Annotated in this window: 17 protein-coding genes; 14 read left to right on the top strand and 3 right to left on the bottom strand. The window is 55.1% G+C overall.

The annotated features are described in order from the left end of the window. Positions 1–215 precede the first annotated feature (215 nt). The 12 genes from nifD to HY913_10380 all read left to right on the top strand — a co-directional run bounded on the left by nifD (position 216) and on the right by HY913_10380 (position 15858). On the top strand, positions 216–1871 hold the full coding sequence (gene nifD / locus HY913_10435) for a nitrogenase molybdenum-iron protein alpha chain (protein ID MBI4963683.1): 1656 nt from the start codon (positions 216–218) through the stop codon (positions 1869–1871). 241 nt (positions 1872–2112) lie between these two features. After that, positions 2113–3489 carry a nitrogenase molybdenum-iron protein subunit beta gene (gene nifK / locus HY913_10430; GenBank protein MBI4963682.1) on the top strand — a complete coding sequence of 459 codons (1377 nt, stop codon included), beginning with the start codon at positions 2113–2115 and terminating at the stop codon, positions 3487–3489. Positions 3490–3752: 263 nt separating this feature from the next. Further along, a complete protein-coding gene (locus HY913_10425; protein MBI4963681.1) occupies positions 3753–4055 on the top strand; it encodes a (2Fe-2S) ferredoxin domain-containing protein in 303 nt (100 codons plus the stop codon). Between the two features lie 139 nt (positions 4056–4194). Next, the gene (nifE, locus tag HY913_10420; GenBank protein MBI4963680.1) at positions 4195–5592 is read left to right on the top strand and encodes a nitrogenase iron-molybdenum cofactor biosynthesis protein NifE; all 1398 of its coding nucleotides are present in this window, start codon (positions 4195–4197) and stop codon (positions 5590–5592) included. Further along, complete coding sequence (locus HY913_10415; protein ID MBI4963679.1) at positions 5589–6959, top strand: nitrogenase; 1371 nt, start codon at positions 5589–5591, stop codon at positions 6957–6959. Before nifE ends, HY913_10415 begins: the two co-directional genes overlap by 4 nt. A gap of 14 nt (positions 6960–6973) precedes the next feature. Then, positions 6974–8248, top strand: coding sequence for a radical SAM protein (locus tag HY913_10410; protein MBI4963678.1), 1275 nt, complete (start codon positions 6974–6976; stop codon positions 8246–8248). A 1164-nt stretch (positions 8249–9412) separates the two neighbouring features. Continuing rightward, positions 9413–10456 carry an MBL fold metallo-hydrolase gene (locus tag HY913_10405; GenBank protein MBI4963677.1) on the top strand — a complete coding sequence of 348 codons (1044 nt, stop codon included), beginning with the start codon at positions 9413–9415 and terminating at the stop codon, positions 10454–10456. 336 nt (positions 10457–10792) lie between these two features. Next, positions 10793–11353 carry a PadR family transcriptional regulator gene (locus HY913_10400; GenBank protein ID MBI4963676.1) on the top strand — a complete coding sequence of 187 codons (561 nt, stop codon included), beginning with the start codon at positions 10793–10795 and terminating at the stop codon, positions 11351–11353. Then, the gene (gene modA / locus HY913_10395) at positions 11353–12141 is read left to right on the top strand and encodes a molybdate ABC transporter substrate-binding protein (protein ID MBI4963675.1); all 789 of its coding nucleotides are present in this window, start codon (positions 11353–11355) and stop codon (positions 12139–12141) included. The genes HY913_10400 and modA overlap by 1 nt, the downstream gene beginning before the upstream one ends. Then, entirely contained in the window at positions 12141–12839 is a 699-nt protein-coding gene (gene modB, locus HY913_10390) for a molybdate ABC transporter permease subunit (GenBank protein ID MBI4963674.1), read from the top strand. The genes modA and modB overlap by 1 nt, the downstream gene beginning before the upstream one ends. A gap of 3 nt (positions 12840–12842) precedes the next feature. Beyond that, positions 12843–13964 carry a molybdenum ABC transporter ATP-binding protein gene (gene modC, locus HY913_10385; GenBank protein ID MBI4963673.1) on the top strand — a complete coding sequence of 374 codons (1122 nt, stop codon included), beginning with the start codon at positions 12843–12845 and terminating at the stop codon, positions 13962–13964. A gap of 355 nt (positions 13965–14319) precedes the next feature. Next, on the top strand, positions 14320–15858 hold the full coding sequence (locus HY913_10380) for a sigma 54-interacting transcriptional regulator (protein MBI4963672.1): 1539 nt from the start codon (positions 14320–14322) through the stop codon (positions 15856–15858). A gap of 44 nt (positions 15859–15902) precedes the next feature. On the opposite strand, the gene HY913_10375 is transcribed toward HY913_10380, so the two are convergent. From HY913_10375 to HY913_10365, 3 genes are read right to left on the bottom strand one after another with little or no spacing between them, the layout of a single operon-like run. Next, entirely contained in the window at positions 15903–17966 is a 2064-nt protein-coding gene (locus HY913_10375) for a response regulator (GenBank protein ID MBI4963671.1), read from the bottom strand. A gap of 3 nt (positions 17967–17969) precedes the next feature. Beyond that, entirely contained in the window at positions 17970–18392 is a 423-nt protein-coding gene (locus HY913_10370) for a response regulator (GenBank protein MBI4963670.1), read from the bottom strand. Beyond that, positions 18389–20233, bottom strand: a complete 1845-nt coding sequence (locus HY913_10365; GenBank protein MBI4963669.1) for a GHKL domain-containing protein — start codon at positions 20231–20233, stop codon at positions 18389–18391. Before HY913_10365 ends, HY913_10370 begins: the two co-directional genes overlap by 4 nt. A gap of 994 nt (positions 20234–21227) precedes the next feature. Between HY913_10365 and HY913_10360 the strand changes: the two genes are divergently transcribed. Continuing rightward, on the top strand, positions 21228–24272 hold the full coding sequence (locus HY913_10360; GenBank protein ID MBI4963668.1) for a DUF4347 domain-containing protein: 3045 nt from the start codon (positions 21228–21230) through the stop codon (positions 24270–24272). Positions 24273–24863: 591 nt separating this feature from the next. After that, a complete protein-coding gene (locus HY913_10355) occupies positions 24864–25748 on the top strand; it encodes an efflux RND transporter periplasmic adaptor subunit (protein ID MBI4963667.1) in 885 nt (294 codons plus the stop codon). Positions 25749–25753: the final 5 nt, after the last annotated feature.

Here is a 25753-nt window from a genome sequence, read left to right as displayed (position 1 = left end):
GTTCGCTGTTCCGCTTCCGCTGGCGGAAGCTGACCAGCGAACAGGATATAAAACTTTTGCAGAGGGCACGCGGACTCATTGGCCTTAGTTTTCAAGGGGCATGGGGGGTGATTTCAATAGGTCATCAGCCTCTCCCCTTGTGGGGCAGGCTTTCCAGCCTGCCGACGGCCGCAGGCTTCAACCGATGCACGGGTTGTTTGTTAACGGAGAACACCATGAAAGTACTTAAAGAAGAAACCACAAACCTCGGGGTCGAAGCCATTGATCCCCACGAGGTGAAACAGGAACTACTGAGAAAAGTCCCGACCAAGGTGGCTCGTAAACGGGCCAAGCAAATCATCGTCAATGAGATAGGTCCGGAGCTGGAGGCTCAGGAAATCGGAGCCAACACTCGCACCATTCCAGGGATCATCACCCAGCGGGGCTGCACGTACGCAGGCTGCAAGGGAGTTATCCTGGGGCCTACTCGTGACATAGTGAACATCACGCACGGGCCTATCGGGTGCGGCTTCTACAGCTGGCTCACGCGGCGCAACCAGACCCGTACCAACGGGCCGGAAGATGAAAACTTCATGACGTACTGCTTCTCCACGGACATGCAGGAAGAAGACATAGTGTTCGGCGGCGAGAAGAAGCTCCGGGCAGCCATCCAGGAAGCGTACGATCTGTTCAAGCCCAAAGCCATCAGCATATTCGCCACCTGCCCGGTGGGGCTCATCGGCGACGACGTCCACTCTGTTGCCCGCGAGATGAAGGAAAAGCTCGGTATCAATGTCTTCGGGTTTAGTTGCGAAGGTTACAAGGGCGTGAGCCAGTCCGCGGGGCACCATATCGCCAACAACGGCATTTTCACTCACGTTGTCGGCTTGAACGACAATGTCAAGGAAGGCAAATTCAAGATCAACCTGCTCGGCGAATACAACATCGGCGGCGACGCTTTTGAACTCGACCGCATCCTGGACGATTGCGGAATCACCGTGGTGTCTACATTCAGCGGCAATTCCACCTACGACCAGTTTGCCAATGCTCACACGGCCGATCTCAACACCATCATGTGCCACCGCTCCATTAACTATGTAGCTGAAATGATGGAGACAAAGTTCGGAATACCCTGGGTAAAGATCAATTTCATCGGGGCCGAAGCCGCGGCAAAGTCGCTCCGTAAGATCGCCAACTACTTTGAAGATCCGGAACTCAGCGAACGTGTCGAAGCGGTCATCGCCCGGGAAATGCCTGAAGTCGAGAAGGTGCGGGAAGAAGTTCGGGCACGATGCGAAGGAAAAGTGGCCATGCTCTTTGTTGGGGGCTCACGGGCTCACCACTACCAGGAGCTTTTCCGAGAAATCGGCATGAAGACCATATCCGCGGGGTACGAATTCGCACATCGTGACGACTACGAGGGCCGTCACGTGCTGCCGTTCCTAAAGGTGGATGCGGACAGCCGTAACATCGAGGAGTTGGAAGTCCACCCCGATCCGGAAAGATTCCGCCCGCGCAAGACCGCAGAGGACGTGGAACGGCTCGCGGCGAAGGGATTCCGGTTCAAAGACTACGACGGCATGATGCGTGAGATGCCGGAGAGGACTCTGGTCGTTGACGATATCAGCCAGTACGAAACGGACCGGCTCATCGACATCTACAAGCCGGCCATCTTCTGCGCGGGCATCAAGGAGAAATTCGCGGTGCAGAAGAAAGGCATCCCAATGAAGCAGCTCCACAGCTACGATTCCGGCGGACCATACGCGGGCTTCAGGGGCGCTATTAACTTCTACCGGGAAATCGATCGCATGGTCAACAGCCAGGTATGGAAGTACCTCAAGGCGCCCTGGCAAGAAAACCCCGAACTAGCAGCCAAGTACGCCTGTGATTGAGAATGAGGAAGAGGAAAGAGCGGGGAGAACCTTTTTGTAAAAAGGTTCCTCCCCGAGCCCCTCTCCAAAAACTTCCATATCATGTCCGCTTGGCCACCTCCGCCCAAGGCGGAACCTGCCAAGCGGGCAGAATATAGACCTTTTTGAAGAGGCCCAGGAAAGGCCTTCTACATAAAGAAGTTTTTTCCGGAAATCCACTGCTTGAAAAGTATTCGCACCAGCCCTAGGAAGGAACAGACCAATGTTACTGCGACATACACCGAAAGAAATCAATCAGCGCAAAGCGTTGACCATCAACCCGGCCAAGACATGCCAGCCCATCGGCGCCATGTATGCAGCTTTGGGCATTCACGGCTGCCTTCCGCACAGTCATGGTTCGCAGGGATGCTGCGCATATCACCGGAGCACTCTCACACGCCATTACAAAGAGCCGGTGATGGCTGCGACCAGTTCCTTCACTGAAGGCGCGTCGGTGTTCGGCGGCCAGGCCAATCTGGTGCAGGCCATCGACAACATCTTCACCATCTACGAGCCGGACGTGATCGCGGTTCACACCACGTGTTTGTCGGAAACCATCGGTGACGACATACCGCAGATCGCTCGCAAAGCCGAGGCGGACGGGAAAATCCCCAGCGGCAAGTTCGTCATCCATGTGAACACGCCCAGTTACGTGGGAACGCATGTGACCGGATTTGCCAACATGACCAAGGCCATGGTGGATTACTTCGCACAGTCCAACGGGAAGAAGATCGACCAGATCAACATCGTCCCCGGTTACGTGGAACCGTCCGATATGGAGGAAATCAAACGCCTCGCGGATGTGATGGGGATCCGGACGGTTCTGTTTCCCGACACGTCGGGGGTGCTCAACCGGCCTCAGACCGGGAAATACGAGATGTTCCCCAAAGGCGGCGTGACCGTCGAGGCCCTGAAGACGACCGGAGACAGCATGGCCACTATCGGTCTGGGGCGCATGGCTTCGGGGCCCGCGGCACGAGCGCTGGACGCCAAGTTCAATGTGCACTGCGAAATCCTCGACCTGCCCATTGGATTCAAGGCCACAGACCGGTTTGTGGACACCCTGAGAAAAACCGCCGGTACCAATGTTCCCGACATCCTCAATGAAGAACGAGGACAGTTGTTGGACATCATCACCGACATGCACCAGTACTTCTATGGCAGAAAAGTGGCGTTAGCAGGCGACCCCGACCAGCTCATAGCGCTCACCGAATTCCTGGTCTCCATCGACATGTGGCCCATCCACATCGTGACCGGCACAACCGCGAAGAAATTCGAAACTCGAATCAGGGAGATCACGCGGGATGTGCCTCACCCTGTGAATGTAAGCGCTCCCGGCGACATGTTTCTGCTGCATCAGTGGATCAAGAACGAACCGGTGGATTTGCTTATGGGCAACACCTACATGAAGTACATCGCCCGCGATGAGGACATCCCGTTGGTGCGTTTCGGCTTTCCTATTCTGGATCGCATCGGTCACAGCTACTTCCCGACGGTCGGATATCGCGGGGGCATGCGTCTGCTGGAAAAGATCTTGGACGTGATCCTGGATCGCCAGGACCGAGACGCCCCCGAAGAGAGCTTTGAACTGGTGATGTAAAACGGTGGGCGATATCCGTTCAGGTCACACGAATGGGACCACCTGTAGGGGCGACATATATGTCGCCCGTGGGCGAGCCGTGGAGGCCGTCTCAAAACTGGAAACTGTCCTGTAACAGGCCCGACACGCCGTAGGGGCGGTTCGTGAACCGCCCGCAATCAGGGCGCTTCTCGAAGCGCCCCTACATGGGCCCTGTGCCTCATCTTTACCGAAATTCAAACATGGCACTCCGATGAGAGCTGTCAGTCGAAAGGACAAGAGCGATGCAAAAACCGGATCATCATATTTTCGTGTGTGCGAGTTTTCGCGGAACTGAAGCCAAAGGCAAATGTATCAAGAAGGAATCCCTCCAACTGATCCCTTATATGCAAGAAGAACTGGCCGACCGCGGCCTGAACGCGATGGTGTCCAGCACCGGCTGCCTGAACCTCTGCGAGGAAGGGCCTGTGATGGTCGTCTATCCGCAAGGACACTGGTACCGCGGTGTTAATAGCACGGAGGATGTGGATGAGATCCTGGACGCTTTGGAAGAGGGCAAGCCTGCCGAGAAGTATCTGCTGACCTGAAAGGCCCCCTTGGGAAAGAGTGTCCGAGGGAGGTAGGGGCAGGCCCCCGTGCCTGCCCAAACAACGCGGACGTATTCACCCAAGGGCGGACACGGGGGTCCGCGCCGTACAAAAGCAAATTGCCCTGGGAACTAAAACGATGAAAACAGCAGTGTTCGACGAACGAAAAGGCCAAATCCATCGGAAGGGTGAACAACCTTTCCAGATGACCTGCGACAAGGACAGCCTCGCAGGCGCGGTAAGCCAAAGGGCATGCGTCTTCTGTGGCTCCAGGGTGGTCCTCTATCCCATAGCCGATGCTCTGCACCTGGTGCACGGACCAATAGGATGCGCCGCATACACCTGGGACATTCGCGGGGCACTGTCGTCAGGACCGGCCTTGCATCGGTTGAGTTTCTCCACGGACTTGCAGGAACAGGACGTCATCTTCGGCGGCGAGCAAAAGCTGGAACGAGCGCTGCTGGAACTCATCGAGCGCCACGACCCCAAGGCAGCGTTCGTTTACTCCACGTGCATCGTCGGCATCATCGGCGACGATCTGGAAGCAGTCTGCAAACGTGTTTCTAAGGAAACGGGTATTCCTGTGCTGCCGGTGCAATCGGAGGGGTTCAAAGGGAACAAACGAGCCGGGTACAACGCGGCGTGCAAGGCGATGTTTAGCCTGATGGGGACCGGCGACACGTCGGAAATCTCGCGGCTGAGCGTAAACATCCTCGGTGATTTCAACCTCGCGGGTGAAATTTGGATCATCCGGGAATACTTCGAGCGCATGGGGCTGCAAGTAGTCGCAAACATCACAGGAGACGGCCGCGTCGCAGACATTCGGCGAGCGCACGGCGCCGGGCTCAATGTCGTGCAATGTTCGGGTTCGACCATGGATTTGGCTCATATGATGAACGAAGCGTACGGCACTCCATTCATGAGGGTTTCCTATTTCGGCGTGGAAGACATGGCCGAATCCCTTTACAAAGTGGCCCGCTTCTTTCTCGAGTTGGACCCGGAAATCCTCGACCGGACCAAGGCGCTGGTCAAGGAAGAACTCGATCGCATGTACCCTGAATTACTCAGGTATAGGCGAGACCTTGAAGGAAAGAAAGCCGCGATTTACGTGGGTGGTGCTTTCAAGGCCTTTTCCTTGGTCAAGGCTTTCAGGATTATCGGCATGGACGTCGTGCTGGTCGGTTCACAGACCGGGACGGAGGAGGACTACCGAGAACTCAGCGAAATTACGGATGAAGGCACCATCATTGTGGATGATTCCAACCCGCTGGAACTCTCGGCGTTTCTGCAAGAGAAGGACGTGGACATCTTCGTAGGCGGCGTAAAGGAAAGGCCGATAGCATTCAAGCTGGGGGTCGGGTTCTGCGACCACAATCATGAGCGCAAGGAAGCGCTGGAAGGATTCGTCGGCATGGTGAACTTCGCTCGCGAGGTTCACGCGTCAGTGACGAGCCCGGTTTGGCGATTCGTGCCGCGAAAAGCAGGCAAGCGAGAACTCTTGAGGAATGCCGATCGCAGGGGAGGGCAGGCGAAATGAAAACCAACGCTGCACCTTACGTTTCCACGACCAACGCATGCAAGCTTTGCAAACCGCTTGGCGCATGCCTGGCATTTCGCGGGATAGAGGGCGCTGTGCCGTACCTGCACGGCTCTCAAGGCTGCGCCACCTATATGAGACGATATATTATCAGCCATTTCAGGGAGCCGATGGACATCGCGTCTTCGTCACTCGGCGAGAAGCACGCGGTGTACGGAGGCGGGCCGAATCTCAAGCTCGGTATCCGAAACGTGATGACCAAATATCGAGCGGGCCTGATCGGCATAGCAACGACCTGCCTTACGGAAACCATCGGTGACGACGTGCCTGGGATCGTTGCCGAATTCAAGCGTGAATTCTCGGACTTACTGAATCAGCACGGCGATCCTGAAATCGTGACGGTTGCAACACCGAGTTACTCCGGTAGTCACATGGAAGGTTTTCACGCCGCGGTCAAGGCGTCGGTGAAACAGCTCGCCCAGGCCGGGCCCAAACATCAGGGTGTGGGATTATTCCCGGGCTTCGTGTCCCCTGCCGATATCCGCTACTTGAAAGAAGTCCTCGACGATTTCGGGATTTCCGCCACGATCCTGCCGGATATTTCTCTGACCCTGGACGGGCCCGCGCTCGATGAATACGAGAAGGTCCCGAGAGGCGGAACGCCTGTCGAGGAAATCAAATCCTTGGGAGGAGCGAAGGCTGCCATCGAATTCGGGCGAACCTTATCGAAAAACGTTACCGCCGGAGGACTGCTCGAAGAGGAATACGACGTGCCTTTGCATTCGCTTGGGACCCCAATCGGACTCCGAGAATCGGATTGCTTCTTCTCGGTGCTGGAGGAAATTTCGGGCCGAGCGATTCCCGAGCGGCACGCGCTTGAACGGGGACGCCTCATCGACTCATTCGTGGATGGCCACAAGTACGTGGCCGGCAAACGAGCGGTTGTTTACGGCGAAGCAGATTTGGTGGTCGGACTGACCTCATTTCTTGCGGAGATCGGCATAAAACCGGTTCTGTGCGCCACAGGTTCGCGTACAGGTCGGTTCGAGCAATCCATCCATGCGGTCCTCGACGAGTTCGACATTGAATTGCCTGTGATCAGGGACGGAATGGACTTCTACGAGATAGCCGAAGAAGCAGAGGAACTCCATCCCGACCTCCTCGTTGGAAACAGCAAAGGCTACCATTTGGCGAGGCGCTGGAACGTCCCGCTCATTCGAGTGGGCTTCCCGATTCACGACCGTTTCGGTGGCCACCGAACTCTTCATGTAGGATATCGTGGAGCGCAATCCATCTTCGATTCGGTCGTGAATGCGCTCATCGAACGCAAACAGGAACAATCCCCAGTAGGGTACACATACATTTGAGCGAGGATCGAGCCATGACCAGTCCGGATGTCAGCCGTCACCCATGCTTCAACGCGGATGCAAAAGGGCATTGTGGGCGAGTACACCTCCCCATAGCGCAGCAATGCAACATCAAGTGCAATTACTGCAACCGCAAGTACGATTGCGTGAACGAAAGCAGGCCCGGAATCACCAGTGCGGTTCTGGGGCCTCGTCAAGCAGTTCGTTACCTCGAACAAGTCGTGGAACGGGCGCCCAACATCACGGTTGCCGGTATCGCAGGACCCGGAGACGCATTTGCCAATCCCGAGCAGACACTGGAGACCCTCAGGTTGGTGCGAGAGCGCTTCCCGGAAATGATTCTGTGCCTTGCCACCAACGGACTGAACGCTGAGAGGTACGTGCCTGAATTGGCGAAGCTGCAAGTGTCTCATGTCACCGTAACGGTGAACGCGGTAGACCCGGAGGTAGGAGAACAAATCTATCGCTGGGTACGAGACGGAAAGGTCATTTACCGAGGCCGGAAAGCCGCCGAGGTCCTTCTCGCCAAACAATTGGCCGCGATTAAGGCCCTCAAGGCAGCCGGCATCATTGTGAAAGTCAATACCGTGGTCGTTGCCGGAATCAACGATCACCATGTCCCGGAAGTCTCCCAACGCATGGCTGAACTCGGAGTGGACATACAGAACTGCATGGTGATGTATCCGAATTCCGGGACCCCGTTTGAAGATGTCCCTGAAATCCCGGCCGACCGGATGGCCGCGATACGCAGCCAAGCGGAAAAGGTGATTCCGCAGATGAAGCATTGCACCAGATGCAGAGCTGACGCTGTGGGTCTCCTGGGCCAGGACCGGTCTGATGAGTTTCGTGATGCGCTCGTCAGTTGCTCCATGGGATGCGGCACCGGCGTTGAAAAGCCGTACGTTGCGGTCGCAACCTTGGAGGGAGCACTGGTAAATCTTCACTTGGGCGAAGCACATGAATTCCAGGTGTGGAGACAGACTGGGACAGGATTCGAGTTCATTGGGGCGCGGCCTGCGCCTGAACCGGGCATGGGTGCGGCCCGCTGGGCCAAGCTGGCGGAATTGCTCAATGACTGTCGGGCTGTGTTGGTGGAGGCAATGGGAGAAACGCCGAACAAGGTCCTTCGTGACCATGGCATTCTCCCTGTGGAGATGAGCGGCCCTATCGAAATGGGCCTGGCGGCAATCTATAACGGAACCAACCTCGCGACTCTCAAGGCTCGGAGAAAGGGCAACGGCTGCAGTCGTGCCGCCGGATGCTCCGGGGACGGCGAAGGCTGCGGATAGGGTCTTTCCGCGTCAGGGCCGGACGAATCAAACTTTCCACCCGCCGTCGCCGTATTTTGGTAGCGGCCGGCGTCCCTGCCGGCCTTCAATGAAGTCATTTATGCGACTGCACATTGGTACGAGATGAAGAGCGACTGTTCAGGAGATAAGAAAATGGCTAACAAGGCAATAGAAGCTTTGATGTTCCTAACTCTGGTGGCAAGCCTGTTTGCGACCGTAGTTTTCGCAACCTAGAAATTTGGGGTGGTGACAGCCACCCTCGAAAGCCTTGACCTACTCATTTGTCCATGACTGCTAAGTGGCACCCGATGATTCTATAGGCTGGCGCATTGAAATTGAGCCGAACACGTTGCGGCAATAGCCAGGTAGGGGCATCCCGCGTCCCGCGGGACCGTGCCCCTATACGAGCATGAAACCGTTCGATGAGTGGCCATTTTCAAGTCGTATCAGTGTAATTGGCTCTGGTGTTGGGTGCCACAGACCTGCGCAAGCACGTCCGTGCTGCCCTGCCGGCGTGTCCCACGTTCAATTGCGAATCAATATGAGGGGGCCGCTTGGTAATCGGCTATCCTACTGTGATTTAGTCATCGGGAGTGGCCTCGGTTCCTATGTTCCTGATCGATTGTAGCCGTTGCCATAATTCTTCGCCTATTTGTAGGCAACTTCCGTTCCGTCATTCCTGCGGAAGCAGGAATCCAGTCCCGCGTCTCGCGGGATTTCCTGGGTCCCCGCCTTCGCGGGAACGACGGACGTTATAACGCTCTGGCAAAGTAGGCCCCGTCGATACGGTCTGAAAACCGGATTGATCGTCTCGTGGCCAATCGGACACTATTTTTGACACTTTCTATAACGCGCGGATGCTGCTTGACCGGGAGTACGAGCGTGAGGTATGCTCTAATACCGCGAAATTCAGGTCTTCCGGCGGTTGCACAGGCAGCCCCTGTGACGCTCTCTGAGGTCATCGCTAAGGATTTTTCGGCCGGTCCATAAAAACCTCCAAGCTACTGAGATAAAAACAGGAAAATGGAGCAACCGGCCAATACATAGGCGTTTATTGCTCTTTCATACGCGTGTAATGCGGCGCTCGTAATCGTGTTTGGAATATTTAACGGCCTGATGTGGGCCATGTTCGAGCGCGGTAACAACAAGAGCGGGAGGTGCATTATGGAGGACGAGATGGGCCGAAGAGACTTTCTGAAGTATTCCATGGCTACGGGCGCGATCCTCGCAGCCGGGGAAATAACGAACACAGGTGTAATGGCACAAGGGGTGCCAAAAATCGCCGAAGTGGACAAGGTAACGGTCTGGGTGCTCACGGACAATTATTATGACGCTCTCAGACCGGACAGCAAGATTACGAAGCGGTATCGAGTGGTGCCGGGCAAGTCTGTGCACGCTGAACACGGTCTTTCCTATTACGTGGAGTCGGTCGTCAACGGGAAGACAACAAGCTGCATGTTCGACTACGGCCTCGACCCCGTGGGTGTGATGAACAACATAGGGCTGCTCGGGCTTGACCTTGGAAAGGCGAATGCATTCAGCTTGAGCCATGGCCACTTCGATCACTGGATGGGCGCAGTCGGCATCCTGAAACAGAATCAGTCGCGGATCGCCGGAGGGACACCGTTTTACGTGGGAGAGGAGGCATTTGCCCGGAGATACTCGCTTCGTCCCGGGACGGGCGAAGCCGTGGATATAGGACAGCTAAACAAACAGGACATTGAAGCATTTGGACTGAAGGTTGTGGAAGTGAAAGAGCCGGTGCAGATTATTCCCGGCACATATTTCACCGGGAACATTGACCGGGTTACGACTTACGAAAAGGTCCCCCCGAGTCTGCTCATCAAACGCGGAGAAAAACCCGAACCCGATGATTTCAGGGGTGAACAGGCGCTTTTCTTCAACGTAAAAGGGAAAGGGCTGGTAGTCCTCTCCGGTTGCGCCCACGCAGGCATCGTGAACACGGTTAAGCATGCGCAAAAGATTGCCGGCACTGAAAAGGTCCACGCGGTCATGGGAGGGTTTCATCTCATCAACGCCAAGCCTGAGATCATTCAGAACACAGTGGCCGATATCAAGGCGTTGAAACCGGACTACATCGTACCAACCCATTGCACCGGGTTCGAGGCAATCATGACCTTCGCCAAGGAGATGCCCGCGGAATTCAATCTCAATACGGCCGGGACACAGTATACCTTTGGGGCATAACTGTCATGGGCTAATTGGGCCTGCCCTGCGGGAATGGCTGGGGCGGCCTGCGAGTGCCCGTGTGATATGGGAACCAAATCGTTGCATACGTACGGCGCGCACGGCCGTGCGCGCCGTACAAGAATTTGGTCGGCCACCAGACCTCCTGTCGCTTCGCTCCCCGCGGCTGGGAACGGCATCCTGCCGGTCATTCTAATAGACAGGCTGGAATCCCGCGGTTCGCGGGACTGACCTGCAAACAGGCTGAAAGGGCTGATTCTTAGCTGGAGCCGTGCCTTTTCTTTGATTTTGAGGCGTCTTCGTGCTATCTATATTCACATGTTGAATACTCCATTAGTGACTACACGACAAACAAGAAAGTCACGTAATCCGGCTGAATTTCCCGTGCTGGGCATGCTGGCTTCGGGACCGGCTCACGGTTACGACATTTGCCGCCGTCTCCAGACGGAACTCGGCGCGGTGTGGAACCTTGGCAGAAGCCAAATATACGCCTTGTTGTCGCGACTGGAGCGAGACGGTCTTGTGGTGCACGAACGAATAGGTCAGGAGAGCCTGCCTGCCAAAAACATCTTCACTCTTACCTCGGAAGGTCACGAGGTTTTTGTGGAGTGGGCTAAGACTCCGGTGCAACATGTGAGGAATATGAGGCTGGAGTTTCTTACTAAACTCTGGTTCGCCGACGAACTCAAATCCGAATCAGAGGGCGATCTCATAGAAAGACAGTTGGAGGTGTGCCGAGAAAAGGCGCGGAAGCTGGTTGCTCTCAAGCCTTCGTGTGCGACTCAAATTGAGACACGATCCATTGATTTTCGATTAACGATGATTGAGGCAGCCACTTCTTGGTTAGAGGGGTTATCAAAAACAACTGAAGGAGGTCTTAAAAGAAGGGAATCATGATGAGAATCAACAGATCAACGGCGAAATGGTCTGTGGCTACAGCAATCGCCGCTGCGATACTTTTCTCGGGTTTTTTGGGTTCGGCTCGGGCTGCCGAAGCGGTTACGGTTTTCGCCGCAGCGTCTCTCACCAACGCGATAACGGATTTAGGAAATATGTTCGCGGGCAAAGGGGCCGGAAACATTACGTCTTCTTTTGCAGCGTCTTCAGCCTTGGCAAAGCAAATAGAAAACGGGGCCTCGGCAAACCTGTTTATATCCGCGGATGAGGAATGGATGAATTACTTGTCCGAGAAGCGGCTAATAGTTCCTGAGAGCAGGTTTAATTTGCTTGGGAACAGGATGGTCCTTATCGCACCGGCTGACGCTAACTTGAAAGTAGATATCAAACCGGGGTTTCCTCTTGCACAATTACTTGGAAACAGCCGTCTTTCAACAGGTGATCCCGACCATGTTCCGGTTGGCAAGTATGCGAAGAGGGCACTGGAAAAGCTTGGAGTGTGGACAAGCGTCGAAGGGAAACTTGCACGAGCCGACAATGCTCGCGCGGCCCTGGCCCTGGTTGAACGAGGAGAATGTCCGTTCGGTATCGTATACGCGACGGACGCTGCGATTTCCAAGAAGGTCAAGGTCGTGGGGACCTTTCCCGAAGTCACCCATCCACCGATCACATATCCGGCGGCCCTTGTGTCTGGCAAAAATACTCCGGCCGCTCGGAGTTTTGTCGAATTTCTCAAGACCCCTGATGCCAAAGTGGTTTTTGAAAAATTCGGATTTACGGTACGCTAATGGATGTTTTTGGACTCTCTCCGCTTGAAAAAGAGGCGCTAAAGCTGAGCCTGTGGGTGTCGGGTTGGGCGGTCGCAGGGAGCTTGCCGCCCGGCGTTTTCTTGGCCTGGCTTTTGGCTCGCAAAAGTTTTCCCGGCAAGTTCCTTTTGGACGGACTTGTCCATCTACCGCTGGTTCTGCCTCCGGTAGTGATGGGTTACACCCTCCTGGTGCTTTTGGGACGAAAGGGTGTTTTGGGAGCATGGTTGTATGACATGTTCGGGATCACTTTTGCCTTCAATTGGAAAGGCGCAGCTATTGCATCCGCTGTAATGGCCTTTCCTCTCCTCGTGAGAGCGGTCCGTCTCTCCGTTGAAGGAGTGGATCAAGGCTTGGAGGCCGCAGCACGCACTTTGGGAGCGGGTCCCGTTCGGGTCTTTTTCAGCATCACGCTTCCTCTTATTCTCCCCGGAGTCATCACCGGGATCATTTTGTCTTTCGCCAGGAGCCTCAGTGAATTCGGGGCAACCATAACGTTTGTGTCGAACATTCCCGGAGAGACGAGAACGCTTCCTCTGGCTCTTTACACCTTAACTCAGGTCCCTGGAGGAGAAGAGGGGGCTTTCAGGCTCTGCGTGATCTCGGTTGCTCTCGCCATGATCGCTTTGATCACCTCGGAAATACTGTCAAGGCGTCTGGTTTCAAGGGTAAGAGGCTGAATCATGCTGGACGTGAGAATTCGGAAATTGCAGGGAGCCTTCGAGTTGGATGCCTCGTTTATCACGCAAGGAACAGGGATCACTGCGCTGTTCGGGAGGTCAGGTTCGGGGAAGACGTCTATAATTAATATGGTGGCAGGGCTTATTACGCCTGATGAGGGTCGAATCGTCGTAAACGGCAAGACCTATTTCGATTCCGCAAGACGTGTGAACATTCCGACCGAAAAACGCCGATTCGGGTACGTCTTTCAGGACGGACGCCTTTTCCCTCATCTCTCCACAAAATCCAATCTGATTTATGGCATGAAGCTTGTCCCATTGTCCGAACGATACGTGAAATTCGATCAGGTAGTGGAGCTTCTGGGGATCACGCACCTATTGAACCGGCGGCCGGCCAGGCTTTCCGGAGGCGAGAAGCAGCGTGTGGCCATCGGCCGCGCGCTTCTAACGAGCCCCGATCTTCTGCTTATGGATGAGCCCCTGGCATCTTTGGACGGCGCCAGGCGTGCCGAACTCATGCCTTTTATAGCCAGGCTGTCGAGGGAATTACTCATACCGACCCTTTACGTGAGCCATTCTTTCGACGAAGTCCTTAACCTGGCCGACGCAATGGTGATCCTGGATTCCGGGAGAGTTGTGGGTAGCGGGAGCCTGGCGGAGATTACGAGGAGATACGATTTCGAGACACTGACGGGGAGGATCGAAACCGGGGCCGTGTTGTGCATGGACGTGAAGCACCATGATCGAGCTTCGGCCCTGACGTTTCTCGGCTTCCCGGGCGGCCTGCTCCGAGTACCACTCCTGGACGTTCAGGCAGGGGCCGTTGTCAGGGTTCACATACACGCTCGAGACGTGGCCATTGCTCGTGAGAAGCCGCCTCGAACCACCATCCTGAACGTTTTTCCTGCGAAAATCGAACAGATCCAAGAGTCAGATGGGTCCACCAACATTGTGACCCTGGATATCGGCTGTCCGATAGTCGCGAGAATAACTTCACACGCCAGGACAGAACTTGGGCTCGCGCCGAATCAAGAGGTTTTCGCCCTGATAAAGAAAGCGACCGTTTCGCAGGCCAGCCTGAACGGCAAATGCACGATTCGAGAGGACAGCCCAAGCGGAACGTAGTTCGAGACAATCGGTCCTGCCTACGCGTATGTATGGCATTTGAGCCGAAGGTACCAAAATGTCGGACAGGCCGTTCATTCCGGCCGATCTCCTCTGAACGTAACTCACCATAAATAAACGAAGTTTGCCGTCCAGCCGCAAGTTGGCACATTAATGGCACTTGCTCCCGAACGGGTCACGATTCTTCCCTCACCCTGCCCCTCTCTCAAAGGAAAAGAGCGCCGTTCTGCTCTCCGGTCTTTTGGGAGAGGGCGCTTTTCTTCACTTTCCCTTCGGGAAAGGGCCGGAGTGAGGGCAAAACGGAAATGAGAAACAGTCCTCATTGTACGGTGACTCCCTTGAAGGTAAACTTGCCATGGAACGCAAAACCAGCGGATTGGAACTCAAAGTTCTTTTCGACATAAGTCAGATAATAGGCCAGGCCCTGGATTTGGACCGGACCCTGGAGGTCGTTCTCGGTATTCTATCGGAATACCTCTCCATGAAACGGGCTACCATCACACTGGTGGATGAAGAGGAGGACCGCCTGAGGATCCGGGTGTCCCACGGCCTGAGCAAAAAGGAAAAGAGCCGGGGAGTCTATCATGTGGATGAAGGAGTGACAGGCCTGATATTCCGCACCGGAGAGCCGGCTGTGGTTCCGGACATAAGCAGAGAGCCTCTTTTCCTGAACAAAACCAAGGCCAGAGAGATAGACAAAGGGACCATATCTTTCATCGGCGTTCCGGTGGTGATTAGTGGCAAGTCAGTAGGCGTGCTCAGCGTGGATAGGCTCTTTGAGGAAGAAGTATCCTTTGAAGAGGACGTGAGATTCCTAACCATCCTGGCAGCCGTAATTGCCCAGTTGGTGAGCCTCCATAACCAGGTCAAGGCACGGGAGAGGAACCTGATTCGTGCCAACCGCTCGCTTAAGGCAAAGATATCCCGTAAGGCCGGCAATTTCTTTAGTACGGCCAAGAGCGCTGCAATGGTGGATGTCCAGCAACTGATCAGAAAGGTGGCCCCGACCAGAGCCACGGTCCTACTGTTGGGCGAATCGGGAACGGGCAAGACACTGGTTGCCCAAATCATACATGAGTTGAGCAACCGCAATGGCGCTGCATTCATGAAGGTAAACTGTGCCGCGGTCCCGGAGAACCTACTGGAGTCCGAGCTTTTCGGACATGAAAAGGGCTCTTTCACAGGGGCTTCAGAAGCCAGGATCGGACGTGTGGAAGAGGCGGATGGGGGCACACTGTTTCTGGACGAGATCGGGGACCTGGCGCCCGCCACACAAGCTAAATTGCTCCGGTTCCTTCAGGACAAGGAATTCGAACGCTTGGGCAGCAACAAGACTCGGACCGTGGATGTGAGGGTCATTGCCGCCACAAACCGGGACCTGGAAGAGGCTGTGCGGAGCAGCTCATTTCGTTCCGATCTGTTCTATCGACTGAACGTTTTTCCTATCAGAGTACCGGCAGTCAGGGAACGCCGTGAGGACATAGAGCAGTTGGTTGGTTTTTTTACGGACATGGTCTGCAGGGAATACGCGTGCGATCTGCAATTCAAGAAGAGGGCCCTACAAAGCCTTGTGGATTATTCTTGGCCGGGCAATGTCAGAGAAATGGAGAATCTCATAGAGCGTCTGGCGATCATTTCCAGCGGCGGGATCATAGATGTGAACGACCTGGCGCCCTACATCCAGGTCGAAGAGACCCAATGCTTGGAATACCTTTGTGCGACGGGTTCGCTTGCTCACACTGAAAAGGTGAGAATTCAAGGCGCGTTGGACAGAAACCGGGGCATTCAATCCCGAGCGGCCGGTGAACTGGGAATCACCCTGAGGCAAATTGGATACAAGATTAAGAAATACGGCTTGCAGGAATATGTTGAGCGGGCAAAAGCAGGATCATAGAGGAACGTGCCGTGCTCGCTCTTGAACGTTACAAGAACCTCCGCTTACCAACAACTACCGTCGAATGTCATCTCACCCGAAGAAGAGCGCTCCCTTTCATGGAGTAGGTCGCGAATCTTCCCCATCAGTCGCTCAAAATTGACCGGTTTTTCTATGATCGCGTCAATGCCGAATTCGGAACTCTTGTAGATGTGGTCTTGCTGCGCTCCCCAGCCGGTAAGGATGAGCGTGAGCGGCTTAGCGATCCCCTTTGTCTCACACAGGTCTTTGAGGGCTTTGCCGACTTGCCACCCTGTCATGGAAGGCATGCTCAGGTCCGAAATAACAACGTCAACAGGGTTACGTTGGAATACATCGAGCCCTTCCGAGCCGGAAAGCGCCTTATAGACAATATGCCCCTTTCTGATAAATAGCTGCTCCATCATTGCCACTATTGGTTCCTGGTCGTCAATCACCAGGATGCGGAGAGGTCGGCGCAGTTCAATCTTGTCCCGCGTCTCAACCCCTTGGCTCTCCCCGGCAAGGGGGATTCTTACGACGAATTTCGCTCCGCGGTCTTCGCCGCTGCGCACATGGATTTGTCCACCATGCCGCAGGACGATGCCGTACGAACTGGCAAGTCCCATGCCGGTCCCTTGGAGGCCCTTGGTCGTGAAGAACGGTTGGAAGACTTTTCCGAGATTAGCTTCAGGAATGCCGGCGCCGTTATCCGCAACGGTGAGGACCGCCTCGGTTCCTTCCTGAGCCACTTCCAGGGAAATCTCTCCTCCCTTGGGCATGGCCTCTACCGCATTCTTGATAAGGTTGATGACGACTTCCAGGAACTCATTTTCCTCTCCCCGGACAAAACAGCTCGGGGCCAGCTTTTGTTGCAAAACAATGTGAATTCCGTCTCTTTCAGGCGCGGTCTTCCACAATGTTTCACTCATCTCGATAGCTTTCTGGACCGCGTGATCAAGGGGAAAGACCGCTCCTTCGCGTATCGGTTCGGGTCGATTCCGGGCGAAGTCATGCAGGCGCCTGACGGTTTCTGCGCCGGAGCGGCAGCTTTCAAGGACTTGCTGGAGATTGGAGGTCGCCCTGGCCAAATCGTTGGACCGCACCGCGTGCAATCCCACCTCGCTACAAAAAAGCACAATTTGGAGCAGGTTGTTGAAGTTGTGAGCTACTCCCGCGGAAAGTTCCGCAACTGCTTGAAGCCGTTCGGACTGAATGAGCAGTTCGGCCGACCTCTTGCGTTCCGTCATATCTCGGCCTATGCCCCGATATCCATTTGATTTTCCGTTCGCATCGAAAAACGGCAGCCCGCTGAGTTCCAGGACGAGCACATGACCGTCTCGGTGGACGTAGAGATTTTCCAGGTCTCGGAAAGACTGCCCGGATGCAAGTATTTCGCGGAATTGTCCGCGAGAATGTTCGGCCTCAATAGGAAGCATCAGATCGAAAGGCGTTTTGCCTAGGATTTCCTCGGGCTGAAAGCCAAGCAACTCGACCACTCTGGGACTGGCGTAAGTGAAACGCAGGTCCGCATCAACCTCCCAGATCCATTCACTCGTGGTCTCCGTTAAGGCCCTGAAGCGTTCCTCGCTTTCTCTGAGGGCTTCTTCGGCCCTCTTGCGCTGTTCGATTTCTTTCTGGAGTTGCTGATTTGCCTTAAAGAGTTCTTCGGTTCGCTGGTAAACGCGTTGCTCCAATTCCTCATGCGCTTGATTCAAAGCTTCTTCGGCTCGTCTGGCCTTCATAGCGTTGTGAACGGTCAAGGGTAAGGTTTTTAGCCAATTGTTCCCCGGATCTTTGATAAGATAGTCGGACGCACCGGCTTTCATCGCCTGAACTGCTATTTCTTCGTGGCCGCTACCGGTCACTATGATAAAAGGCGTCTGTTCGGAGATGTGTTGGAAGAGGTCAAAGGCAGTGCCGTCTCCCAGGCGATAGTCCAGGAGGGCTACGTCAAAGGTGTTTTTTTTCAGGATCTCCCTGGCCTCTGCAATCGAGCCGGCTCTAACGTGGTCGTAAGGAAGGCGTTGTTCCTTGATTCCGCGTTTGAACGTCAGATAATCGACGTTGTCATCTTCTACCAGTAGCACCCTGATCCGGTTAGCTTCCATAAATTACCTCCTGTTACCGGGAATCTCGCTGATGGTCCAGTAGAGGTCGATTACGCGGACGACTTCAACAAACTGTAAGTAATCTGCGGGCTTCACAATGTACCCCGCCACTCCGTACTGGTAGCTCTCCAACATCTCCTGGTCACCCTTGGAACTGGTCAGCACAATGACCGGAAGCCCTCTAAGATGCTCATCGCTCTTAATTGTCTTAAGAAATTCAACCCCATTCATCCGCGGCATGTTCAGGTCGAGGAGGATAAGGCATGGCTTGGGATTGTTTTCGTCTCGCAGGTAATCCAGCCCCTCTTCACCATTCCCCACTACTTGAAGCGGATTTACTATCTTGAGTTCCCTAAAGGCCCTCTGTACGCTGAGCACGTCCACTCGATCGTCTTCTACCAGCAGAATCGGTCTGGTTCCCCTCATGACTCCCCTCGCGCATCCGGCAGTGTGAAAAAGAACGTGGTGCCCGATCCCATTTGGGATTCCACCCACACCTTTCCCCCATGAAGTTCAACGATCTTCCTCACGACCGTCAGGCCTATACCGGTACTCTCGACCTCGTCACGAGAGTGCAGAGTCTGAAAAATCTGAAAGACCTTCTCGTGATATTTCTGGTCTATTCCAGGCCCGTTGTCTGAAATGCCGAACTTCCAGTGTGAGTCTTCACGAGCACATCCGATTCTGATGCGCCCCTCCGGTTTGTCCGAGTATTTTATCGCATTGTCCAGTAGGTTTTGGAAGAGTTCTTGAATCCGTGTCTCTTCGCAAATGATCGTGGGGAGTTCGTTTTCCACCGTGATGGAAATGTGAGCAGGAGGCCCCACCAGTTGAATCACCTCGGATACCAATATGTTCAAATCCACCGCGGTCTGCTCTTCTCTGATCCGGCCGAGCCGAGAGTAATGGAGAATGCTATCTATGAGATTGTGCATACGGGTAACTCGGCTCAAGAGAAGGTCGAGATGCCCCTTTCCTTCTTCGTCAAACAGGTGGCCGTAGTCTGTCGCAAGCCATCCCACTAGTTGGTTGGCCGCCCTCAGAGGGGCTTTCAGGTCATGGGACACTATGTAGGCGAAATCTTTGAGTTCCTGGTTTGCGGCTTCCAGATCTTGGCTGGTTTTTCGAAGAACTTCCTCGACACGTTGCCGCTCTGAAATCTCCAGCCGCAATGTCTGATTGAGATGCTCCAACTCCGCAGTGCGCTCCTGCACTCGTTGTTCCAAGTGTTCATGAGCCTCTCGGAGTTGGTTGTACATCAGGTTCCGTTCGCTCTGGCTCTTGGATATGTGGAGGAGCACCAGCACCAAGCCGCCCATCAACGAGGCGAACACCAAGGTCCACAATATGGGCGAATGCCCTTCCACGAATTTGGATCGCGGAGCAACGTGAACCAAATAAAAGCCGCTTTCCGGAAGCTTGCTGCCTGAAACGGCCGCAGCTTTGCTCAAGCCTCGAGCGGCACGGGCCCCACCGTCAATCATCCGGGTGTCCTCCAGGGCTTCAGGAGACAGACCCAGGGTATCTTGAATTTTGAGCCCGAGAAGGGTGGGGGGACCCAGAACGAGCACTCCGTCGGAATCTGCCAAGCCGCTGAAGTCGTCAACAGCTTCCAGGCCTAGGAGTTGTATTTTGCTCCAGACGGTTTCCGCGGACAGTTCCATCAAGAGGAGCCCCTTGTCTTTCCCGGCGTGCCTCACCACTCCCAAGGCAAAAATCTTGCACAGGCCGCCGTCGCACAGCCTCCCAAACGTAACGTCCTTGCCCGTCTTCGTCCTCATCGAAGCAAACAAATCTTCGGTGATCCATCTTCCTTTGGGAGAGAAGTCGGTCCTGGCCACGATAGACCCTGTTCCTAGATCAAAAAAGGCAGCACTCGCGTACACCGGCCGGCCTTGCTCCTCGATTTCCAACCGAGTCAGCAGAAGCGCTTCCTCAATTTGTCCGGACACCACTTCCAGTTCGTTGTTCCCCGACAACCCCAACGCGAGGCTGTCGTAATACATCTGAAACACCTCACGCTGGCAACACAGCATCACCTCGCGCATTCTTCGCCGGAAATAGTCGTTAAGGACGGACGCCTTGTTTGTGGTTTCCAGACGGAAGGCTTTCCTGTCCGATTCTGCCAGAAGGGCGGATGTTTGATAGAGCCGGAACAGCACGTACACGGTAGTGCCTGCAAGAAGCACCAGGATTGTGGCCAGCACGTAAGCCGACCTGCGAGGTCGCCCTTTTTGGGTAGATTGCCTGGTTTCGCCTGTAACCATGGATGCCTCTCATGGCGTCAGCGCAATTAATGCTTGAGTTCCAGGGTATTGCGCGAAAATACGGACCCCGATCCGTTTTGCCCGGATCGGCTTTAGTTGGCTTTGGATGGGTATTTCATGGTTGACTCGGCCTCTCGGACCTATGGTTCCCGACGGTCTCTTTGAGGACCAACGTCCGGCCTGACGACTTGGTGACGACGCCTCCCCAAGACCATTTGCCAGCCCACACCACCGAAAGACAGCAATTACAAGTACCTCAGTTAACTTGCCAAGCAATTCTGCATCCCCCCGCAGGTAGCGGCAATTATGCGGCCAGGTTGGCAATTGGCGTCAAAGGCCCACTCGACTCCATTTCCTCTTCCAAGGCTCTTGACGCCTTTCAGACATGGGGTCGACATCGCCGACAGCGAGGCCTCAGCCCCCCGAGGCATCACTGAAGGAATTTCAAAAAATAACCGGGAATGACGACATCGGACCATCACCAGATTGCCGTAGGACTCATTATATCCGCGGCTTACAGACCAGGCAAGTCATTCTTGGTAATAAAGGCACCACACAGTCGTCATTGTGGACCATAGTTCGTAGCAATGTCGCTGATTCGTGGGGCAGGCTATCCGACTGCCGTCATTGGAATTCCGGACCGGTAGGCTAGATAGCCTGCCCCACAAGAATGAGTCTGAGCCGAAAGACCAACATTGCTTTCAAGTAAAGCCGGGAATTCACTCCTCGCAATTACAGAGAACCAATGATTTCGCGGGTAACTGAACGATTGGTGTAACCATTCACTTACGCGGGGGAGTTGCCGCTTTTCTGTCATTGCGAGGAGTGAAACGACGAAGCAATCTCTGGCTTTAAGAGCTGAGATTGCTTCGCTTCGCTCGCAATGACAATCTTTCGCCCCTCGTAACTGAATGATTGCCTGCTGTTTCTTGTTGACACGTTTTGCTCTGGGCCTTAATCTGAAGGCGGGCATAGCACGGGGGGCGGAGGCGTCATGGGTTTATTAAAATCTTGGCTGTTTTCCAGGCGAAAATTCGAGGTTTGCCACCCCGGGATCCTCTGCGAACCGCTCGAAGAGAGAATCGTTCTCGACGCCGCGGCAGCCGCTACCAACCAGAATCAAACCACACATACCGACTATATTCAGACTCAGGATCTATCCGTGCCCACCGCTGCTCCCGTGGCCGAGCAGGGCCATTCTAACGCTGCCTCCGACGCCCAGTCCCACGGATCGGACGATTCAGGGCAGGTTTTCCAGAGAGATTTGCACGTGGTCCTGGTATCCGATGCTTTGGACCGCCTCCAGGTGATTTCCGACGCGGCAAAGGAAGGGAGTCAGGTCGCTGCCTTCGACGTCACGGGCGACACGCTTGCCTCTATCAACAACATGCTCGGAAACCTGGTATCGTCCTCCGGCCAAAAGATCGGCGAGCTTGCCATCTTGTCGCACGGGACCGAAGGTCTTGTCACGCTCGGTTCGGATCAAATAAGCTTTTTCAACGTAAGTGAATTTCGCTCGGAACTGGGACAGCTCTCCACCCTGATGACCGCAGATGCCCAGATTCATCTGTATGCATGCTCAGTGGCAGGAAATGGTCTGGGAAAAGGGCTCGTGGACAGCCTTGCCCTGCTCACGGGAGCCGATGTCTTTGCGAGTACCGATCCGACTGGAGGGGCTGCAGGAGATTGGATTCTCGAGTATTCGACCGGCCCCGACGTCGCCATGAAGAGCAGCTTTGACCCGGATCGCTTAGGGTCGGTCGGCGTCAGCCTGGCTGCCTCGTATCCTGCGTACCAGGACAATTGGGGCCAGGCCATGGACGGTGTGCTCTACTTCGTCAACGACGACGGCGTACACGGCACCGAACTGTGGGCAGTCACCGCTTTGGGTGAACCCTGGATGGTGAAAGACATCAATCCCGGCAAAGCCGACAGCAATCCCGCGGAGCTGACCGTCTACAACAATGGGCTGGGCAATGTGCTGTACTTCAGGGCAACCGACGGCAACAATCCATCGTTAGATCACGGGGTTGAACTCTGGCGAAGCGATGGAACAGGACCAGGGACTTACCTTGTCAAGGACCTCAATCCCGGAGGCAACAAGGACAGCGATCCTCATTGGCTTACCGTCAGCAATGGTTGGCTGTATTTTGCCGCCAGCGACGGGACCGGCGCGGGCACCTTCGGCAATGAACTTTTTAGAACTGACGGGACAGCGGGCAATACGCTGCCAGTGGCAGACATTAACTCGGGACCTGGTGACAGTAACCCCAGCCATTTGACTGACGTCAACGGCACTCTGTTTTTCAGCGCGACTGACGGCAACAGCGCCGGCCACTACGGGGTTGAACTTTGGAAGAGCGATGGCACAACGACATCGAGGGTCACAGATATTAATCCTGGGAACAAGGATAGCAACCCGGATCATTTCCTAAATGCGAACGGCGTGCTGTTTTTCAGCGCTACCGATGGAAACAGCGCGGCCGATCACGGGACCGAGTTGTGGAAGAGCGACGGCAGCCAAGCAGGCACCGCAATGGTGATGGACATAAATTCGGGGAAGGGTGACGGTAATCCTTCAGGGCTAGTACTGGTCAACGGCGTGGTGTACTTCTCGGCCGATGACGGCACTTACGGCAATGAATTATGGAAGAGCGACGGCTCCGAGGCCGGAACCTCGAGGGTCGCGGACATAAATCCGGGACCCAAGGACAGCAATCCCACAGGATTGACCGACGTCAACGGGACGCTGTACTTCAGCGCCACTGACGGCAACAGCGCCGACGACCACGGCAATGAGTTATGGAAAAGCGATGGCAGCCCAGTAGGCACCGAGATGGTGAAGGATATCAATCCGGGCCCCGCGGACAGCGCTCCGAAGTTCATCAACGATTACAACGGAAAGGCCCTGTTTGTTGCCGATGACGGCCAACATGGATACGAACTGTGGCAGAGTGATGGCTTTGCGGCCGGAACCTTTTTAATGAAGGATATCAACACAAACGGGTCGAGCTTCCCGCTGAATTTTGCCAGGCTCAATCCGCTGTTCTTCCTGGCCGACGATGGGACAGGCTTTAAGCTCTGGAGGAGTGATGGTACCGCCGAAGGCACCGTGAAAGTCAGTGATGTGCCCACCGGCAGTATTGTGCAGAACCAACCGAGCGGCGGTACAGACTCCAACGACACTACCGGCGCCGGAGGACAGAAGGCTCAAACCGACGGCTTAAATCTTGACACAATTGGCGGAAAAACCTCCGATATCTACTCATTGGGCGGTGTTTTGAGGGACCGGATCAAGGCGGAGAACTCCGGCGTGTACAGTCCTTCGGAGGGGACTGAGGAAGGCGCAACCGGGTCCCTAGCCGGAGTCCGGAAGAACGCCGGCTCGCCCAGCTCCGCGGAATCCGGGGCTTCCGAATCCAAATGGAACTCCGCAGGCATCGGAACGCTCTCCGAAGAACCGGGTAACGGCACGTCTACGCAAGAGGCCCAGGATCAGGATGCTCGGCCGACCAAATGGGACCGGCCCCTGCCGGGAATAATTAGGGTGGCGGTCCTGGAAAACGGCGATTATTCCGTCCGGACGGATGTCTTTGCCTTGGTGGTCGGCACCGAGGTCTGGGTCCCGCCTATGGTCAGATGGTACCTCTCGGCGGTGAGCGAAGGCCGCTACCGACCCGGCAGTCTTCCACCGGGGGTCGAGCGCATGATATGGGATTTCCTGCAATATTCCGCAGGACGTAAAGTCGAAGGTCAGGCCCCATTGTCGGACCTCGAGTCGAAGCTTGCCTGGCAGTGGTCTGAATGGCGCAGACAACTCGCGAAGGCGCGAGGAAATGTGGATGTGCTGCCCTGGGACTACTTCAGAGGCCTTTCAGACGCGATGGTCCTTTTCTACGGAGCAGGTGGTAGTGGAGAGGTCGATCTGAATCAGGCCGTCAACGCGATGCAACAAAACATTCGAAACCTCACCATCATTCCGATCAAGCTGCCCGAGGAACTTCTTTCCAAGGCCACCGAGGCCCCTCCCGGCCAGTAGGCAAGGTTCGGTGCAACTGAAGCCTTGCTCTTCATCGTATCCAGTCAGTGTGCCTGGGCTAAATCCCCCTCGCCCCCATAGGCGTCAAAATAACATGCCTCTCCGAATTTGTGAGCCCCAGAGGGGCTCAATGATAGTAGCCCGGCAATTCATTGCCGGGTCAACGATGAGCAATAATGCCGTTCTGCGATCCCGAGGGCGGCCCGGAGGATCAATCCTCCGGGCCGCCCTCGGGATCGCAGAAGGTTCTCTTGGCCGCTCATTCCCGGCGATAAATCGCCGGACTACTATCGGGATGTCCCTCCGGGACAACAGCTTATTTTAACGCATATGCTCCTCGCCCCCTTTAGAAAAGGGCGGGAAGAAGGCGATGCGAGGTTCCCCCCTTCATAAAGGGGGGTTAGGGGGAATTTTGAAAAAACGACTGAAAGATACATTTCAATGAGGCACCTCCTTTCCCTCTGTAAATGAATGATCACTCTCACCCCAAGTCTCGCCTTGACCTTATGTACTAAATTGTGATAATATGATAAACAAGTTACATCAAATTTTGAAAGTCAAATATTAAGTTTCCTGTGGGAGACTCTCGGCATGAACCACGGCAGAGCCTTCTTCTATTGGGTTGGAGCCGCCGCGTCAGTTCTTATCAGCCAGGCCATGGTGGCTGAAGGGGCGGGCCAACTTCTATCTCGAATGGAGCCGCCTTCTTCCACCTTGAATCATGAACCCCCCGGCAAATCCGCCAGGCCGCCGGGTGACGTGCCGGCTCAACCGAGGGTTGACGGGGCTGTTATCAGGCCGTTCCATCAGGCGACGGTTTCGTCGGAAGTCCAGGGTGTCATTGAGAAACGCCATTCCAAAGAGGGGGACCTGGTGAAGGCGGGGCAAGTGATGTTCGAGATCTCGCCCGAATTCTTTGAACTCGTTGCTCAAAGGGCCAGAGAGCGCCTGGATGCTCTTGAAGTCGCGTTGGAACAAGCCAAACAGGAATTAAAGGTCAAGGAAGAACTGATAAGTCGGGATGCCGCAACCATTCAGGAAATCACTCGTGCGAGGTCCGAGGTCAAGATAGCCGACCACAGGGCCAAGGAGGCCCAGCTGGACCTGGACCTGGCCCTTCGCGACAAGCAGCGGTGCCAGATCAGGGCGCCGTTCAGGGGCTACATCGTCAGCCTTTTCCGGGACGCGCACGAGGCTGTCCAACGTTTTGAGCAGCTCTTCCTGATTGCCGACACGTCGAAAGTCTACGCGGTAGCCAATGTTCCACAATCGCTTCTGTCGGTAGTCCGAAAAGGAACCAAGGCTTGGTTCCTAGCGTCGTCGGGTGCGACCGTCGAAGGCACGGTGGACAAGATTGAGGCCCTGATAGATCCATCCTCGCAGACGAAGAAGGTTTACGTGCTTCTAGACAACACCGAAGCTCGGCTGGAGATGGGCATGCTTGGGAGCGTGATCTTTGCTCCACGTGAGCGGTGACGGTC

It is taken from the genome of Desulfomonile tiedjei (assembly GCA_016212925.1).
Classification (GTDB): Bacteria; Desulfobacterota; Desulfomonilia; order Desulfomonilales; family Desulfomonilaceae; genus JACRDF01.
This window is presented reverse-complemented; position numbering and strand designations above follow the sequence as displayed.